The following is a 15,481-nucleotide window of genomic DNA, read 5'->3' on the forward strand; positions in this document are numbered from 1 at the left end:
TACGATTCATCCTAATTGCCACCAGCGTTTCTTTTGAGATGCTTCAACCAACCGGGAAATCGCTTCTTTTGTTTCAGAAATTTGCTCTTTAATCGCCACCAGCTCTCCCTTTAATTCCGCATTCTGAAGGTTTAAATCATGCAGCTGCCGGGAAAGCCATTCCATTTCGCTGTCTGGCTGATCTTCCCCCAACAATTCGGTTTGTTGAGCAAAACCAAGATTTCCGAGAAGATTCTCATCTTTGAGAAGGGTTGCCGCCATCATCATCATGCCCCCGAGATCGAGCACCTCGTCGTCTTTTTTATTATTCAATACGCTTCCGGCAAGATTCATGATCCCGTTTATGTCGAGCGCTTCATTCCTTTCATCCATTGCCTCATCTTCCTGATGAGTGGGTTGGTTCTTTTCCTCTGCCATGCCGATCCGCTCCTTCTGTTCCCCATATGAATTGGGCTATTGCTTTACAGCCTATGCAAAACAGGCGGAGGATGTTACGGCATAATAAAGCAGCATTCCGGAATTACAGAATGCTGCTTTTAAACGTTTTATTCATGGGAGGCCAAGCTGCCCACCCGCTCCAAAAGCGGAGATGGATTTTCTACCAGGCTATTGAGCATAGTAAGCACCTCAGGGACGAAGCGAAGGTCCCCTTCTTCCCATTGTTCATTCCATTTTCTTAAATGCCGATCTGCGTAATGAACCTGCTCCTGCTTCTCCTCTTGCAGCAGTTCAATCACATGCAGCAGGATTTTAATATGATTTACTGAAAGCAAGTCCGTTCTGTATGAATCCTCGTTCGTGTATTCCGCTGCATCTCTAATAATATCTGCAATATCTGTTGCGTCGGGCTTATTGGGCTCGTATGTTACAATGCGTTTCATGCTGATCCCTCCTGCACCAAATTTTTTTAATTGGCAACTACACATGATAGGTTTGACGTTTTGCTCCCTTACTCCTTTAAATTCTTTTCGTATTATTTCGTACGATTCCGATCAAAAACCGCATCAGAATCAGGAGTTATTGGGGAAACAAAACGATAACCATCATTTCGTGTAGAAACCTATTTTATCGTTTTATCCGTTGATTTTCCAATCACAAGCATTAAAGAAATCAAAACAAAAAATCTTCTGAGAACAGGTCTCCGAAGATTCATATAAGGGGTACAACCATCATTCTATGGTTACATTTAAGCACCAAGAATTGCTGTTAATGCATCCCGGATAATTGCTTGCTGTTCAGGAGTTCCCAAGAGCACAGCCACTAACAACGCAAGCAAAAGGAGTAATGCAAGAACGATGGATACAAGATTGATAGACATTCCCTCACCTCCTCTTACAAGGATAATAAGGGAGGACCCTTATACCACATCTTATGCGATTCTATCAGGATCATCTTGTACAGACACCCTTTTTAATAGAAATGGGCTGTCCATTTTTTTACGCAGGCTCTTGACGATACCCCTTAGGGAAGGGCAAGCTAGAGGTAGAAAAGAAGGAGGTAGATTCATGAATTCTTCAAACCTGCAAGATATCAAAAAGCTTTATCGAACACTGATTAGTTCCTGGAACAATCGAGATGCTGTTGAAATGGCCGCACAATTTTTAAAAGACGGGGAAATGATTGGATTTGACGGCAGCCAGATCATTGGCCGGGAAGACATCCGCACTCACCTGTCACCGATATTCAACGATCACCCCACTCCTCCGTTTACCTGCAAGGTAAAGGCGATTAAACTGTTAAGCGAAAACAGCGCTCTTTTACGTGCCATAGCAGGTATGGTCCCTCACGGGGAAAAGGCGTTGAATCCTGCGCTCAACGCCCATCAAACCCTTATTGCTGTAAAAAAGGATAACACCTGGAAGATCCAGCTTTTTCAAAATACGCCTGCCCAATTCCATGGCCGTCCAGATCTTGTCGAACAAATGACCGAGGAATTACGTCATTCTCCTTCCATCCTATAATGCTTTTTCTGTTTTTGTATTCACCACTGCAGTGGATTTTGTAACTGCCGATACGACAAACAAGACAATCAAGTTCACGATCATGGCAATGATTCCTACATTAAAGTCCTGAATGGCCTGTGGCAGAAAAGGAAAAATGGAACCCACTGTTTTACCCGTAATGGTGATATATGTCACTGTTGCCACACCCGTACCAATACCGGCAAAGGCACCGGCTTTGGTCACAAAATTATTTTTCATCAAGCTGAACACAAGGGTTGGGAAAAGCTGAGTAACAAGACTGTATCCCATCAACAGAAGAGCAACAAGCGTGTTGCCACCTTTAAAGGTAAAGAAAACGGCGATAAGGGCAACAACCGGAACAAGATAGCGTGCTGTACGTGTAACTTGCGCATCGGAAAGATCCGGTTTTATCACTTTGTACACATTCTTGGCCAGAATGGTAGAAGCGGCCATTAGGATCATGGACCCAGGAACAAGCGCGGTTAAAATTCCCGCCGCTCCGATCACACCAATTACCCAGGGATCGAACGTTTGAATGGACAGTCTGAGCAGAGCAAGGTCTGCATCCGCCCCTGTCAATCCTTTCACCTGCAATATGGCTGCAAATCCAACAAAGAAGACAAACAGCAGTACAAGTTGGTAAATCGGCATAAAAATCGCGTTTTTTCTGAACACTTTTTCGTTTTGTGCTGAATAAATGGAGCCAAAGGTATGCGGCCACATGTAAAATCCGAGCGCGGTCAGAAGGACAGTTGTCACAAACCAGGATGGACTCATACCGCTGTCCGGAAGTGCCAGGAATCCCGGCTTGGCCGCTTCTACCGCCTCAAACATTGGCTGAATGCCGCCATAATAGTGTATTGGCAGATAAATTCCCAAGAATAGCACAACGACCAGAATGAGAATATCCTTGGCAACGGCTGTCCAGGCCGATCCGTGAATTCCTGAAACCATAACATAAATGGTCACTACCGCCAGGCCGATCCAGATCGCGACTGTAGGTGAAATCGTCCCGTAGGAAGATTCTGAAACGATGATGCCAAGCCCTTTCAATTGAAGAACAAAATAAGGAATCATGGCTACAACGCCAACAAGTGAAACGAGTATACCCAAATAAGGGCTCTTGTACTTGCTCACAAAAAAGTCAGATTGCGATAATAATCGATTCTCTTTGGCGTACTTCCAGATTTTCGGCAGAAGGAAATAGGACATAATATAGGCCAGACACCCGTACCCGATAATATAATAGGTTGGACCGCCTTTTCCATAAGCCCATCCGCTTCCGCCCAAAAACGTGAAGGTCGTATAAATTTCACCTGCCATCAAAAGGAACACAAAGATGGTTCCAAATCCCCTGCCGCCGACAGACCATTGCTCCAGGTCCATATCCTTTCCTTTCTTTGCCCGGATTCCGAGAAAAATGGACATGATCATCACGGCAAAGATTATAATCAATGCTGCATTCATTGTACATCCCCCTCCTTATTCCTTGGATCCAACTTATAGATGATCACCATGATAACGGTTGTAATCACTACCCATATCACGCAATAACCAAGTAAAAAAGGCATTCCAAAAATATACGGTGTAACTTTATTGGCAAAATATGTACCGCCGAGCAACCCGATAAACGGAATGAGCGCCAGCCATTTGATTAAACTCATGACAATCTCTCCTTCTTCTCTTATGAATTCAGCAGCTTAACTGCTGCGTGGGCAAAGATCCGCACCCCTTTTTCCAGTGCATCTTCGTCAATGGAAAATTTCGCATGATGATGAGGATATACCGCTTCTTTTTCCTCATTGCCTGCTCCGATATAAATAAAAGCGCCTGCTGCTTTTTGTTGAAACGCAGAGAAATCCTCTCCGCCCATATTCGGTTTCATACGGTCAACGGCTTCCTCTCCATAAAGCTCTTGTACCGTTTCTTCCATAACAGCTGTCACCTGTTCATCGTTGATGACAGGACGATATCCAAACTCATAACCAAACTCGTATCCTGCTCCGTGAGCTTCTGTTATGCCTTTGATCACCCGTTCCATGGTAGCTGGCACGGATTCCCGAAGTGAGGCATCAAAGCTTCGGACCGTTCCCATGATATCAACGCTGCCCGGGATCACGTTATGGGTTGTACCTCCGATAAATTTTGTGACAGAAAGCACGAGCTGATCAAGCGGATCCGTATTTCTTGAAACAATGTGCTGGAGGTTCGTCACGACTTGAGAAGCAACCGCAATGCTGTCCACGGTCTGATGAGGCAGCGCAGCGTGGCCACCTTTTCCTTTAACCGTAATCGTGAAGGTATCCGGGGCAGCCATCATCGCTCCGTACACAATTCCGATTTTGCCGATTTCCAGCGGTGCCCAAAGATGCGCTCCAATCACGGTATCAACACCATCCATCACTCCCGCTGCTACCATTTCCTCTGCCCCTCCAGGGAATAATTCTTCCCCATGCTGAAAGAGAAAGCGAATCTCTCCTTGAATCTCATTTTTTAATTCAGAAAATACAGAGGCTGCTCCAAGCAGCATGGCTGTGTGTCCATCGTGTCCGCAGGCATGCATCACTCCCGCATTAACGGAAGAAAACTCGGATTCTACTTCTTCGTGAATAGGAAGGGCGTCCATGTCCGCCCGTATGGCCAGCACTTTTCCTGGCCTCGAACCGATAATTCTGCCAACCACGCTCGTTTTTGTCGGACGCGACAGTTCAATGGTGCCAAATGACTTCAGTACATCGTACACAAAATTCGAGGTATTCACTTCTTCAAACGAAAGCTCGGGATGCTCGTGCAAGTGCCTTCTCCAATTCACTACGCTTTCTCTTACTTCATCCACCAAAAGATCCATTGATTTTGTCTGTACTTCCATGCTGATCACTCCACTTTTCTTGATTTTCTATCTGGATACTAACGATTCAATTGCCTTTTTTAATACATGTACCGCTTGTACACAATCATCCAGTGTGGTCCACTCATCCGGATGTTGACTGATGCCTCCTTGGCTTCTGACAAACAGCATGGCCGCAGGAACATACCTTGCGAGTACCATGGTGTCATGTGCCGCTCCACTGGGGAGAAGCACTGGCGTCAGCTTCATCTCTTCCACAGCCCGCAGGAGCAAATGCTGCATCTCCATTTGAATAGGGACCGGAGCCACATCAAGCGTTTCATTGTATTCAACCGCAATGCCATGCAATTGTGCTGCCTCATGTGCCTTTTGAATAATCCTTTCACTTAAAGTCGCTACCGACTCTTCACTGATATCCCGCATATCGACATATACGTCTGCCTGGCCCGGAATCACATTAATGCCGTTCGGGAAAACTTCCACTTTCCCCGCTGTTGCCACCGCTGTAGGACTTACCTCTTTCGGGATGCCTGAAAGCTCATACACAAACCAACTGGAAGCGACAAGCGCATCCTTTCTGTCGTACATGGGTGTGTTGCCTGCATGGTCTGCCGACCCCTTAAACGAAAACTTGATCCACTTTGGACCAGCGATGCCTGTTACCACACCGACTGGAACATCTTTATTCTCCAGGACCTTTCCTTGCTCAATATGGACCTCTATGAAAGCAGCGATCTCTGTAATATCTCTTTTTGCATCTAAAAAACGGTTGGCCGCCAGTCCGTATTCCCTGACCACCTGTTCAAACGGCTTTCCTTCTCCGTCTCTCAACTTGAGCTGCTGTTCCATTTCCAGCTCACCCGTAAAGGCTTGGCTGCCTGTCAGGCCACCGTTGAACCTTGCTCCCTCTTCATCCGAAAAGATGATCATTTCATAGGTTCGATGCGGCTGGTACCCGCTTTCTTTCCAGGCCTCTGCTACCTCCAAGGCACAAAGGACGCCCAACGGCCCGTCAAAATGTCCGCCGTTTGGAACAGTGTCCAGATGGGAACCAGACAGCACCACTGGCTCATTTGGATTGATGCCGGCAAAAACGGCAATGATGTTTCCTGCCTCGTCCTCTCTGACCACCAGGCCAGCTTCCTGCATCCAGCTTTTTACGAGCTTCTTCGCCTGTCGTTCTTCTGTTGAAAACCCAATTCTGCAGGATCCGCCGTCCGCGGTGACTCCGATTTCTGATAACAGAGAGAGACGGCTTGCCATCCTTTCCCCTGAAACCCCGGAATGATCCAGCTCATCCGAATAGTTTTCCAACAGTCGTTCTTTGAGTTTATCTTTTTGTAATACAGCCATATGAAAACTCCTTCGATTTGTTATTAGAAAGTATAGAATAGTCAGTCAATTATTAATATATAGAAAAAGGACAAAAAGGATTGTCCCTTTTTGTCCAATGTTGACAATTTATGAAGAAGCCAAGTACTCTCTCATATAAATGGCCATCTGCAGTTCAAAGATCCGTTTGCCCTCCATGCTGTCTTTTCCCAACAGTTCCCTGATATTCTGCAGCCTGTATTTGATCGTATTCAGATGAACATACGAAGCTTTCGCGGTTGACGTCATATTCTGATTGCATTCAATATACGTTTTTAAGGTTTTGAACAGCTCGGAGTCATGTTTTTCATCATAAGACAGGAGCGGCCCAATCATATCGGTGACGAATTCCTGCAATTCATCTCTTTCGTGTTTTAAAAAAAGACGGTAGATTCCTAGATCTTTATAGGAAAAAATGATTTCGTCATTATTCGTTGAGCGGATGTACTGGGCACAACGCTTGGCATCGCGGTGAGAGCTTTGAATTTCCGAGATCTGCCCGAAGACCCTTCCAAGCCCCGCATGAAAAACAAACGTCATAAGCCCCTGAATTTTTTCGTTAAAGTTCTTGAAAAATCGTATAAACTCCTCCAGAATTTGACCTTCATTTCTTGAGTCATTGATGATAACGAGCAAGTCATACTCCATGTTTCGGTCCAATATCAAAACTTTATCGTGTAAATTTTTGACTTCCCGGTATAGCAGCCGATTGAACACCTGCCTTTTCCGGTTAAGTTCATGGAAAGGCAGAAAATCATTGGAAATTAGGAGATTAATGCACAAAAACCGGCTTTTTTCCGAAATGCCCACAAGACTTCGCTGGGGGAGAGAAAACATATCTATTCTTTGATCGAACAGCTGTTCAAGAAGATACCCTTCATAGTTATAGAGATCGGTTCTTATGCGCTCCTGCCCCATCATCTCACGGGCAAATAAACTGCAGCCCAAATCAATCGCAAGCTGATCAAGTGTGTCCAGATCTATGGCAAATACAACGAGAATTCCGATGGTGATGGTATCCGTTTGTATAGGAAACATATAAAAAGCAGTCCCGTCTGCTTCATGCCGGGTGGAGATCCCGTGAAGATTATACATAACATCTTTTAGTTCTTCTCCGTGATGGACTCTGAGTTCATTGCCTCTGTTTTCTGCTTCATCTGAAGAACTTGCCGCGATCTCAAGGTGCTCATTATACACACAGGTTTCTTTTTGGACGAGCCGCGAAAGAGTCGTGTTGATTCCATTCATCCCTGTATGGGACAGGGAGGCTGCAGCCATTTCCGAGTGAATGCGTTCTGATCGCTCCTGATGAGCAAACAGACTGGCATTTTCAATCGCGATGGTCGCCTGCGCCGCGAAGGTTTCCAAAAGCAGAAGATCACGTGAATTGAAATAAACCTCTTCAGAAAAACTGTCGATGGTCAGCACACCAATACAGCCTTCCTTGGACAAAAGCGGTGCACAAATAGTGCTCACCGGATATTGATGGGCACCGACCGCTTTATTGAACAGATTCTGATTCTCGCTTTGGATATTCTCCATCGCCCGCGTTGTATCCCTCATATGCCGGAAGATTTGCCCCTTTTTTGTACTAAAGGTTTTACCCGTCATCCCTTCATGCACATGGAGCGCTATTTTTTGCAGGTACTCCAGGTCAAAGCCGATCCCGCTTTTTACGACAAGCTTATTCCTGTTTTCATCATAAATGAACAGAATGCCGGAATTCGCTCCTTCAATCACCCGTACGACTTCCCGCATGAGTTGATGCAGCACCTTGTCCAGATCCAGCGTGGACGTCAGGACACGGGCCGCATTGATTAAACTCATTAATTGTTTTTCCGATTCCAAAAGCGGGCACCTCCTTCACTCAATAAATAGCTTGTCACTATTATAGGCAAACTCGGCCGCTTACGGAACCTTCTTATGCCAAAGACTCTTGTTGCTTTATTTCTTCTATAGAAACGTTCTTAACTAATGAAAAGAGAAGACAGCCCCCGATAACCAGCAAGCTGCCGGCTCCCTGTATCCATGTCAGTTGCTCACCTAACAGGAAATACGCAAGTACAGACGTAAAAACAGGATTGAAATTCAAAAAGATTCCCGATGCACCAGCCCCGAGCTTTTGCACTCCAATATTCCAAAAAAGCATGCATAAAACCGTTGAGACCACACCTGTATAAAGCAGAGATACGGTAAAGGAAGCATTCCATTCTGTTACCGTAAAGTCCCCCGCATTAAACGGGAGTAAAATGATCAGGCCGAACACACCGGAATACAGCGTACAGATCAGAGGAGAAGCTTTCATCGTAGCCCACTTGCTGAATATCGAATAGATTCCCCAGATACATACGGCTCCCACCATCCATAGATCACCTCTGTTAAATGTCAGGGATAGAAGAGAATGAATCTCTCCTTTCGTCAAAACGAGAAGAACACCTAGAAGTGATAGAAGCATGGCCAGAAACTGCAGCTTATTCAATCGTTCTTTTAAGAACACAGAAGAAAATACGGCAATGGAAAACGCATTTAACGTAGAGATTAACCCTGCATTGGTAGCCGTTGTTTCATGAAGTGCCACAAACTGAAACACATTAAAAAGAACAACGCCCGTCATGCCCATCAAGAAAATAGGAATGATCGCTGCTTTTGGAGGCAGCAGTCTCTTTTCTTTCCGCCATACAATCGGAAAAAGACATACGATCGCAATCATCCACCGTAAACTGGTCAATGTCATTGGCGAAGCATGACCGATCAGCGATTTACTGATTACAAAGTTGCCACCCCAGAACAAACTTGTTAACAGAAGTAGCCATACATAGATCTTTGACACAACGAAACACTCCCTGCAAATCATTTATTTAAAATGTTAACACGAAATAACAATTTGGATAATAATATTTTTAGTAATATGGTATAATTAAAATAAAGTTCATAATTATATCTAAATTTTTAAATTATATTAATCCCAAATGCCGACCTTACCTATTTCTGCTAAATAAAATTAGGAAGTGAAAAAATGGATGAAATCAGAGCGTTGGACAGCGTGGACCTGCAGATTTTAAATATCCTGCAAACAGTGAACGGGATCAGTAATGCCGAGCTTGCAAAGCGGATTAATTTATCCCCTCCGGCTGTCCATATGAGGATTAAACGGCTGACCCAGGAAGGCTATATTGAACGCCAAGTCGCTATTCTCAATCAGGAGAAACTCGGGTTCGACTTGCTCTGCTTTATTTTTATCAGCACCAACCTTCATCAAACCGACAAGCTAGAGGTGCTGGAAGCGGCCTTGCATGACATGCCGGAAGTGCTGGAATGCTATTGCCTGACAGGAGAATATGATTACCTTTTAAAAGTTGCCAATAAAGGGCGCAAGGATTTGGAAAGCTTTATAAAAAAATTAAACAAGCTTGGCATTTCTCGAATCCAGACCAGCCTGGCTTTAAAAGAAATCAAGCATTCCACCACGCTTCCTCTTGGAAAAAAAGAGTAAGACTTTCGCAGGTTATTTCATAAACTTTAATGCTATAATAGCTAAATGTTAGTTAAGAGCGAAAGAAGTGGATGTTAGTGGAACGTTGGAAAAGAAATATGTGGGTGTTATGGATCGGTGTATTTTTCACCTCGGCCAGTTATTCAATGGTCATTCCGTTTTTGCCTCTCTTTCTTCTGGAGATCGGTGTGCGTGAAAATATCGAAATCTGGTCAGGAGTGTTGTTCAGTGCCGCTTTTTTAGCCGGCGCCATCTCTTCCCCTTATTGGGGTTTGCTTGCGGATCGGTATGGCCGAAAGCCAATGATCATCCGCGCAGGAATTGCACTTTTTGTGATTTATACGCTTACCGCCTTTGTTACCAATGCCTATGAGCTTCTGGCCCTAAGAATTATGCAGGGGCTGTTGACCGGATTTATACCTGGTTCCATTGCATTGCTCGGAACCAATACCCCCAAAAAACATGTTGGCTACGCTCTGGCAATGATTTCTACGGCAACGGCTTCGGGCGGGATTGTTGGCCCGTTGCTTGGTGGGGGTATTTCAGCGCTCGTCGGAAACCGGTGGTCCTTTGCGAGCGGTGGTTTCATGGTGCTCATTTCTACCCTGCTCGTCATCTTCTTAGTGACTGAAGACAACTTTACTCCCAATAAGGTGAAAGGATCGGTTACGAAGGATATTAAAACCGCAGCTTCTAACCGCCCGTTTATGATCGTATTGCTGCTTACGATGGTCACCGTATGTTCTCTTATGACCATAGAGCCTGTCCTTCCGCTGTATATAAAAAAACTGGGAAGCGCTGAGCATAATGTCTCTTTTTTGGCGGGGGTTATCTTTTCGTTGCCCGGGATTGCCAGTGTCTTGTTCGGAGCCTTTTGGGGCAAGCTTGGAGACAGAATCGGATTTCGCACCGTATTGATCATCGGGCTGTTTGGCGGCGGGATTGGTACTCTCGCTCAGCTGCTGTTTCACGACATCTGGGGATTTTCCATCATCCGCTTTGTCTACGGCATTTTCTTCTGTGCGGTATTCCCCGCCATTAATGGCCTTGTCGTAAAAGTAACACCTGATGATTTCAGAGGAAGAGCCTTCGGATTGAACCAGACGGCCAACCAAATCGGAGGAATGATTGGTCCAATGCTCGGCGGATTCATCGGAGGCATTTTTACCGTTCACAGCGTTTTCCTTGTGACCGGAGTATTTCTCTTGATCGCAATGGCTGTGGCATGGCGGTCGGATTGGCAAAATTCGAACCATCAAAAGCAACAGCACTCAAGCAGTCCCTCTTTTTCCCAAAACCACACGAAATAGAAACAAGAAACAGCCCCTTGATCGTTTGATTAAGGGGCTTTCGTCTGGAGAAATTTATTTCGGTTCAAACCATAACTTCTGTTTGTCTGTTGGATCGCCATTGTAGTTGACGAGGATTTCCTCTCCGGCTGCAATGTCTTCATAGGCATAAAACCGAATAACCAAGTCCTTCTTTTTTAATTTATACCTGGCATTTGGTTTGTACGAATGGTTAAACAAGGATCCATATCCCAAAGCGATTGCGTATCCGTCATCCCAATTAAATACGTAGTCTGCCAATACCGTTTTCAGCATATATTTGCATTCTTCTTTCGGACTCGCTATGACGGGAGCTTCATGAATCAGCTCTCCTTTTTTTATATCGCGGGTTGCAAATATACCTCTGCCAAACTGTGAACGCCCTACTTTAATCATTAGTTCACAACCCTTCTCTTTTCCCGTGATACCCTATACTATTCCTTAAGCAAAGGTCAGGTACGGAAATATAAGAAAACGGGCCCTCAATTAAGAAAGCCCATCAGGAAGGTGCATCAAATAGTTTAAAGGGTTCCAATTGCGCGGGAAAAAGCGGGGTGAACTTCGGATCATTTTGCAATAATTCGGATACCGTTACGCATTTAAAACCCCGTTTCTGCAGTTCGGGCAATACAATCTTCAATGCTTCGATCGTTTGCCTGCGGTTCCCTCCGGAGTCATGCAGCAAAATGATATCCCCGTTTTTCACATTGGACAGAATATGGCGGGAAATGGAGCCTGCTCCCGGATTTCGCCAGTCTTTTGGATCCTGATGCCAGGACCACAAAATGATTTTGTATCCTTTTTTATTTGAGTACTTGATGATTTGTTTATTCAGGTTTCCACCTGGAGGACGAAACAGCTTCACTTCGTTTTTCTGTACTTTTTCAATCAGCTTTTCGGTTTTTGTTACTTCTTTTGCAAACAGCCTTTTGGAAGCATAGGAAAAATTGTGGGGATGTGTGTACGTATGATCCCCCAGCTCATGGCCTTCTCTTATTTCGCGTTTCACGATTTCCGGATTCCGTATGATGTGCTTGCCAACAACGAAAAAGGTTGCTTTTGCATGATATTTTTTTAGAACATCCAGAATCGCCGGTGTATACAGAGGGTTTGGCCCATCATCAAACGTTATGGCCACTTCCTTTTGTGGAGAGGGAACATCCCAGATTACCAGCCCCTTTTTTTCATAATATTTTCGTTCAATTTTGTAAGCCTGTGCTGTATCCGGAAGCTGAAGCATAAGAATGCTTGCCGAAACAACCAGCATGAACAGGCAGTTTAGTGTCCGTTTTTTCATCGCAGCTTCCTCCATCCTGCTCGCTATTAGTATGAAGCCAAAGCAGCAATATCATTCCAGCGTAAACACAACCAATGAAAGAACACTAAATAAACCCTGGTTGCATCTCAGCTCCCAGGGCATTACGGTTATATGTTTATGGCAAAATAAAACTGCGGGAATAGGGTGTTTTTTTCTCTTTGATCCGCAATTCCAATACAAAACGATAATGTGTGGCACGATGGATTTTTGTTTCAAGGGCGCTTTTCCCCTGGTTGACTGAAATGAAGGTGTCATTCGAAAAAATGATGTCTGAGGTGTCTGGCGAGGTGGGTTTGACCTGTTTTACATGAGCCTGGGCAATCCATATGCAGGATTCATTATCTGGTGATTCCAGAGGTATGAAGAAAATGCCCAGATGCTCACTGATCAAAATCGGTGCCCGTTTCCGGTAACCCATAATGGCAGTAGCCCCATCCTTTCTGCCCCGGTAGCTTGAACCATAATAACGGCAATTATACTGTATGACACCTTTAGGTTTTTCACTTGTTACCAGTGTTTGATGTTTTTCAAGAACCTTCGTAAGTAATTCTCCATACTCCTGATAAATAGGAAGCAATGCCATGGTGTCTCCATGGATTTCGTACTGATTCCCCTGATTTTCTGCCTTTTTGTCCATAAACCCGTTCCCCTCTCACATTTGGAAGTAATCCAGCCCCCATTGGTTACTCCTCTTGAATCCAGGTTAAGACAATCGCATCCCTCCTTCTCTGCGGATATGTTTATCCACTTTCTTTAGTATAACAAAAATTCGGAATATTTCTACATTATTTTACAAATTTCTGTGACAAAAGACGCGTTTCTATAGTCCTTCTTTTTATTTTTGCTGAAGTGTATCTGCCTTTTTGATCTGCTCCCATTGAATCCGGGCATCTTCTTTTAACTTTTTGTTGGTGGTTGTATTCAGATCCTGTACCGTCGCCCGTACAAGGCGCTTCCCCTTAAAATCCATGAATTGGATGATAACATCATTGGTCATTGCCATGCGTTCTTTATACATGAAAAAATACCTTAATTCCTCTTCCATTTGGTTCCCTCCATCAAAACAAACGTATGTTCCTATTTTATGTTGGCCGGATGAAGATTACAATATAAAATCATTCATTATGAAATGGTAATGAATGGCAGGATTAAGAACGCCATTGTATATTTTGCATCCGCTTTTTTTGCTGCAGTTTACCATAATCGTGAAATGGCTTGTAAATGTTAGATTATAGCGAGTATTTCCCTATTTAAGGCGGGTAACCAGTTGACCCCCGCGACTATTTTAGCCAAACGGTTAGAAACCGTCCTAAAACGGGTATTTTTCAGAAGACGGATCACTAAAAGGGGGTATTAAATCCATTGAAAAAAGCCATGATCATCGTAAATCCTTCTTCAGGAAAAGAACAAGCCATGGAGCTCCTTCCAGAAGCTGAAAGGGTTCTTCAGACGTTTCATGATGAAGTTCTGGTCTGTGAAACTAAAAAGGAAGGCGACGCTGCTGCATTCGCCAAGAATGCCTGTGAGCAACATTATGATACTGTACTATCAATGGGCGGAGATGGAACGGTAAATGAAGCGGTAAATGGCCTGGCCGAGCAGGAACATCGGCCACATTTTGGCATCATTCCCCTTGGAACGGTCAATGACTTTGCGAGAGCTCTTCAAATTCCGCTTGATGCCGAGGAGGCCATAAGAATTCTTCCTTATGAAAAATTCAGAAAAGCCGACATCGGCAAAATTAACCATCAATACTTTATGAATGTCCTCGCTGTGGGAGCGATTGCTGAAGCCTCGTATAATGTAAGCACTGACCAAAAAACAAAACTTGGTCCGCTTGCTTATTTTGTGGAAGGCATGAAAGCACTGGCGAATAAAACGCCGTTTTCATTAAAGATTTCCCACGACGAGGGAACTTGGGAAGGAAATGCCTACCTTTTGGTCGCCGCGATGACCAACTCTGTCGGTGGCTTTGAAAAGCTTGCTCCCCAGGCTGAGGTGGATGATGGCAGACTTCACGTATATATCATAAAAAATATTTCACTACCCGGTACCCTGAAGCTTTTTCCAAAATTATTCAAAGGGGAACTGCAAGAGCATTCCGATGTGACATACATACAGTCTTCATCCCTTGATGTATCCTCTTCCGAAACGATGGCTGTCAATATTGACGGAGATGAAGGAGAACCCTTGCCTTTTACCGCCTCTGTCCTCTCCCGCCACATTTCTGTTTTTGTTCCGCCCAACGAAGAGGAAAAGGTTTGAAACACGAACCGCACGGATATTAAGGAAGATAAGGAGGCGGTAAATAATGAGTGATCCTATTGCGTTAACCAGCATTACCATCTTTCAGGATGACACAAAAAACAAGGTCCGCAGAGCGTATATCGGAGAATTTCCTGATCCTGTTTTTTATGGCGTACATGGCGGAGTTAAACAATTTTACGGTGTGGATCCTGAGGTGGAATACCCGTCCACCCTCGACCATATTGTTGCCGCTGCCGGTGGCTGACTGACCGGTACATTAGCAGGCGCGCTGGATGCGCGTCACATACCAGCATCTCCTGACACATTATCCGCTAACGTCCAAGGCATGATTGAGGCGCCGGAGGGTGTTTTGAAAATCACAAGAATTTCATGCCACTTTAACCTGAAAGTTCCCCAGGGCAAAAAAGAAGCAGCGATTCGGGCTCTCTCCGTTTTTGAACGGAACTGCCCCGTGGCCCAAACCCTTAAGGGAGCTGTAGCCATTGAAAACACCTGGGACGTTGAAGAACTAAGTTAAACAACCTGTGTTTAAATCTAAAAATGCGGGTAGAGTATAGTACATTGATTAATTCATCTAACGGGAGGGTTTATCATGGCACAAAATAACAATCGATTTGGAAATGAAGAGCGCGACCAATATTTCGAGGACCGAGCAGGCACAGATAAAGCCCACTTCCATGTGGTTCCTCATGAACAAGAAGGCTGGGCTGTAAAGAAAGAAGGAGAAGACGAGCCAGCACACACAACCGGCTCCAAATCCGAAGCGGTAAAAGAAGCCAACCGCATGGCGGAAGAAGCCGGCACCATGGCCATCATCCATAACGAACATGGACGAATTGAAGAACAGCATAACTATGAAAATTAGAAAAAAGCGGTGGATTTTCAGCAATC

The 15,481-nt window shown here is 44.6% G+C and carries 20 protein-coding genes; 7 read left to right on the top strand and 13 right to left on the bottom strand.

Annotated elements, in window-relative coordinates; all coding sequences use genetic code 11:
- Positions 1 to 6: 6 nt before the first annotated feature.
- The 3 genes from DMO16_RS08620 to DMO16_RS25150 all read right to left on the bottom strand — a co-directional run bounded on the left by DMO16_RS08620 (position 7) and on the right by DMO16_RS25150 (position 1,318).
- Positions 7 to 417, bottom strand: a complete 411-nt coding sequence (locus DMO16_RS08620; RefSeq protein WP_129476785.1) for a hypothetical protein — start codon at positions 415 to 417, stop codon at positions 7 to 9.
- Between the two features lie 128 nt (positions 418 to 545).
- Positions 546 to 881 carry a hypothetical protein gene (locus DMO16_RS08625; protein ID WP_129476787.1) on the bottom strand — a complete coding sequence of 112 codons (336 nt, stop codon included), beginning with the start codon at positions 879 to 881 and terminating at the stop codon, positions 546 to 548.
- Between the two features lie 305 nt (positions 882 to 1,186).
- Positions 1,187 to 1,318 (bottom strand): hypothetical protein, encoded by a 132-nt coding sequence (locus DMO16_RS25150; RefSeq protein WP_276203837.1) that lies wholly within the window; start codon positions 1,316 to 1,318, stop codon positions 1,187 to 1,189.
- A 187-nt stretch (positions 1,319 to 1,505) separates the two neighbouring features.
- Here DMO16_RS25150 and DMO16_RS08630 point away from each other — a divergent pair, with 187 nt between their 5' ends.
- Positions 1,506 to 1,961 (top strand): SgcJ/EcaC family oxidoreductase, encoded by a 456-nt coding sequence (locus DMO16_RS08630; protein WP_129476789.1) that lies wholly within the window; start codon positions 1,506 to 1,508, stop codon positions 1,959 to 1,961.
- On the opposite strand, the gene DMO16_RS08635 is transcribed toward DMO16_RS08630, so the two are convergent.
- The 6 genes from DMO16_RS08635 to DMO16_RS08660 form a co-directional block, all read right to left on the bottom strand.
- Entirely contained in the window at positions 1,956 to 3,431 is a 1,476-nt protein-coding gene (locus DMO16_RS08635; RefSeq protein ID WP_061968403.1) for a sodium:solute symporter family protein, read from the bottom strand. The genes DMO16_RS08630 and DMO16_RS08635 overlap by 6 nt on opposite strands.
- Entirely contained in the window at positions 3,428 to 3,628 is a 201-nt protein-coding gene (locus DMO16_RS08640; protein ID WP_061968401.1) for a DUF3311 domain-containing protein, read from the bottom strand. Before DMO16_RS08640 ends, DMO16_RS08635 begins: the two co-directional genes overlap by 4 nt.
- A 20-nt stretch (positions 3,629 to 3,648) precedes the next feature.
- Entirely contained in the window at positions 3,649 to 4,833 is a 1,185-nt protein-coding gene (locus tag DMO16_RS08645; RefSeq protein ID WP_241840506.1) for an amidohydrolase, read from the bottom strand.
- A gap of 27 nt (positions 4,834 to 4,860) precedes the next feature.
- A complete protein-coding gene (locus tag DMO16_RS08650) occupies positions 4,861 to 6,165 on the bottom strand; it encodes a Zn-dependent hydrolase (RefSeq protein WP_129476791.1) in 1,305 nt (434 codons plus the stop codon).
- A gap of 108 nt (positions 6,166 to 6,273) precedes the next feature.
- A complete protein-coding gene (locus DMO16_RS08655; RefSeq protein ID WP_206738077.1) occupies positions 6,274 to 8,010 on the bottom strand; it encodes a helix-turn-helix domain-containing protein in 1,737 nt (578 codons plus the stop codon).
- 94 nt (positions 8,011 to 8,104) lie between these two features.
- Positions 8,105 to 9,037: a DMT family transporter gene (locus DMO16_RS08660; RefSeq protein WP_425590025.1), complete on the bottom strand. Its 933-nt coding sequence runs from the start codon at positions 9,035 to 9,037 to the stop codon at positions 8,105 to 8,107.
- A gap of 162 nt (positions 9,038 to 9,199) precedes the next feature.
- Here DMO16_RS08660 and DMO16_RS08665 point away from each other — a divergent pair, with 162 nt between their 5' ends.
- A complete protein-coding gene (locus tag DMO16_RS08665) occupies positions 9,200 to 9,676 on the top strand; it encodes an Lrp/AsnC family transcriptional regulator (protein ID WP_129476798.1) in 477 nt (158 codons plus the stop codon).
- Between the two features lie 77 nt (positions 9,677 to 9,753).
- Positions 9,754 to 10,986, top strand: a complete 1,233-nt coding sequence (locus tag DMO16_RS08670) for an MFS transporter (RefSeq protein WP_129476800.1) — start codon at positions 9,754 to 9,756, stop codon at positions 10,984 to 10,986.
- A gap of 54 nt (positions 10,987 to 11,040) precedes the next feature.
- On the opposite strand, the gene DMO16_RS08675 is transcribed toward DMO16_RS08670, so the two are convergent.
- The 4 genes from DMO16_RS08675 to DMO16_RS08690 form a co-directional block, all read right to left on the bottom strand.
- The gene (locus DMO16_RS08675; RefSeq protein WP_129476802.1) at positions 11,041 to 11,400 is read right to left on the bottom strand and encodes an SET domain-containing protein; all 360 of its coding nucleotides are present in this window, start codon (positions 11,398 to 11,400) and stop codon (positions 11,041 to 11,043) included.
- 103 nt (positions 11,401 to 11,503) lie between these two features.
- Positions 11,504 to 12,301, bottom strand: coding sequence for a polysaccharide deacetylase family protein (locus tag DMO16_RS08680; protein ID WP_129476804.1), 798 nt, complete (start codon positions 12,299 to 12,301; stop codon positions 11,504 to 11,506).
- Positions 12,302 to 12,437: 136 nt separating this feature from the next.
- Complete coding sequence (locus tag DMO16_RS08685; protein ID WP_129476807.1) at positions 12,438 to 12,959, bottom strand: competence protein ComK; 522 nt, start codon at positions 12,957 to 12,959, stop codon at positions 12,438 to 12,440.
- 198 nt (positions 12,960 to 13,157) lie between these two features.
- A complete protein-coding gene (locus DMO16_RS08690; RefSeq protein ID WP_129476809.1) occupies positions 13,158 to 13,367 on the bottom strand; it encodes a hypothetical protein in 210 nt (69 codons plus the stop codon).
- A gap of 317 nt (positions 13,368 to 13,684) precedes the next feature.
- Between DMO16_RS08690 and DMO16_RS08695 the strand changes: the two genes are divergently transcribed.
- The 4 genes from DMO16_RS08695 to DMO16_RS08710 all read left to right on the top strand — a co-directional run bounded on the left by DMO16_RS08695 (position 13,685) and on the right by DMO16_RS08710 (position 15,455).
- Positions 13,685 to 14,587 carry a diacylglycerol/lipid kinase family protein gene (locus DMO16_RS08695; RefSeq protein ID WP_129476811.1) on the top strand — a complete coding sequence of 301 codons (903 nt, stop codon included), beginning with the start codon at positions 13,685 to 13,687 and terminating at the stop codon, positions 14,585 to 14,587.
- A 46-nt stretch (positions 14,588 to 14,633) separates the two neighbouring features.
- A complete protein-coding gene (locus DMO16_RS08700) occupies positions 14,634 to 14,834 on the top strand; it encodes a hypothetical protein (RefSeq protein WP_061968374.1) in 201 nt (66 codons plus the stop codon).
- Positions 14,835 to 14,858: 24 nt separating this feature from the next.
- On the top strand, positions 14,859 to 15,107 hold the full coding sequence (locus tag DMO16_RS08705; RefSeq protein ID WP_276203850.1) for an OsmC family protein: 249 nt from the start codon (positions 14,859 to 14,861) through the stop codon (positions 15,105 to 15,107).
- 75 nt (positions 15,108 to 15,182) lie between these two features.
- Entirely contained in the window at positions 15,183 to 15,455 is a 273-nt protein-coding gene (locus DMO16_RS08710) for a DUF2188 domain-containing protein (protein ID WP_129476813.1), read from the top strand.
- Positions 15,456 to 15,481: the final 26 nt, after the last annotated feature.

Source organism: Fictibacillus sp. S7, from assembly GCF_004127935.1.
In the GTDB taxonomy this organism is placed as follows: domain Bacteria; phylum Bacillota; class Bacilli; order Bacillales; family Fictibacillaceae; genus Fictibacillus_C; species Fictibacillus_C enclensis.

Excerpts from the sequence above, each read along its gene's own strand:
- DMO16_RS08620 (WP_129476785.1), bottom strand. The coding sequence starts at position 417 with ATGGCAGAGGAAAAGAACCAACCCACTCATCAGGAAGATGAGGCAATG.
- DMO16_RS08625 (WP_129476787.1), bottom strand. The coding sequence starts at position 881 with ATGAAACGCATTGTAACATACGAGCCCAATAAGCCCGACGCAACAGAT.
- DMO16_RS25150 (WP_276203837.1), bottom strand. The coding sequence starts at position 1,318 with ATGTCTATCAATCTTGTATCCATCGTTCTTGCATTACTCCTTTTGCTT.
- DMO16_RS08630 (WP_129476789.1), top strand. The coding sequence starts at position 1,506 with ATGAATTCTTCAAACCTGCAAGATATCAAAAAGCTTTATCGAACACTG.
- DMO16_RS08635 (WP_061968403.1), bottom strand. The coding sequence starts at position 3,431 with ATGAATGCAGCATTGATTATAATCTTTGCCGTGATGATCATGTCCATT.
- DMO16_RS08640 (WP_061968401.1), bottom strand. The coding sequence starts at position 3,628 with ATGAGTTTAATCAAATGGCTGGCGCTCATTCCGTTTATCGGGTTGCTC.
- DMO16_RS08645 (WP_241840506.1), bottom strand. The coding sequence starts at position 4,833 with ATGGAAGTACAGACAAAATCAATGGATCTTTTGGTGGATGAAGTAAGA.
- DMO16_RS08650 (WP_129476791.1), bottom strand. The coding sequence starts at position 6,165 with ATGGCTGTATTACAAAAAGATAAACTCAAAGAACGACTGTTGGAAAAC.
- DMO16_RS08655 (WP_206738077.1), bottom strand. The coding sequence starts at position 8,010 with ATGAGTTTAATCAATGCGGCCCGTGTCCTGACGTCCACGCTGGATCTG.
- DMO16_RS08660 (WP_425590025.1), bottom strand. The coding sequence starts at position 9,037 with ATGATTTGCAGGGAGTGTTTCGTTGTGTCAAAGATCTATGTATGGCTA.
- DMO16_RS08665 (WP_129476798.1), top strand. The coding sequence starts at position 9,200 with ATGGATGAAATCAGAGCGTTGGACAGCGTGGACCTGCAGATTTTAAAT.
- DMO16_RS08675 (WP_129476802.1), bottom strand. The coding sequence starts at position 11,400 with ATGATTAAAGTAGGGCGTTCACAGTTTGGCAGAGGTATATTTGCAACC.
- DMO16_RS08680 (WP_129476804.1), bottom strand. The coding sequence starts at position 12,301 with ATGAAAAAACGGACACTAAACTGCCTGTTCATGCTGGTTGTTTCGGCA.
- DMO16_RS08685 (WP_129476807.1), bottom strand. The coding sequence starts at position 12,959 with ATGGACAAAAAGGCAGAAAATCAGGGGAATCAGTACGAAATCCATGGA.
- DMO16_RS08690 (WP_129476809.1), bottom strand. The coding sequence starts at position 13,367 with ATGGAAGAGGAATTAAGGTATTTTTTCATGTATAAAGAACGCATGGCA.
- DMO16_RS08700 (WP_061968374.1), top strand. The coding sequence starts at position 14,634 with ATGAGTGATCCTATTGCGTTAACCAGCATTACCATCTTTCAGGATGAC.
- DMO16_RS08710 (WP_129476813.1), top strand. The coding sequence starts at position 15,183 with ATGGCACAAAATAACAATCGATTTGGAAATGAAGAGCGCGACCAATAT.